The 310-nt window shown below is 55.2% G+C and carries 1 protein-coding gene; it reads left to right on the top strand.

Features of this window, described 5'->3' with window-relative positions:
- Positions 1-310: efflux RND transporter permease subunit (locus KDM89_RS21315; protein ID WP_212689797.1), on the top strand; the 310-nt coding region annotated here is incomplete at both ends.

Below are 310 nucleotides of genomic sequence, written 5' to 3'. Positions count from 1 at the left end.
ATATGCAAATGGGTTCAGATCGTCGCACAGCTGCCTTACAGGGCACTGCAGAAATTGGTCTGGCCGTGGCGGCGACTACTTTCTCTATCATTGCGGTGTTTATACCGGTCGCCTTCATGCCGGGTATGCCTGGTGAATGGTTCCGTCCGTTCGCACTGACGGTGACCTGCTCGGTGCTGGTCAGTCTGGGGATTTCCTTTACGCTGGATCCGATGTTGTCCGCTTACTGGGGTGATCCGGCCGATCATCATACCGCGCCCAAAAAAGGCTTGAGCAAGCTGCTGGCTCGCTTCAATGACTGGTTTGATCG

It is taken from the genome of Cognatundibacterium luofuense, from assembly GCF_018139685.1.
Classification (GTDB): domain Bacteria; phylum Pseudomonadota; class Gammaproteobacteria; order Burkholderiales; family Burkholderiaceae_D; genus Undibacterium; species Undibacterium luofuense.
The sequence above is the reverse complement of the archived record's forward strand: the minus strand, read 5'-3'. Positions and strand labels throughout refer to the sequence as shown.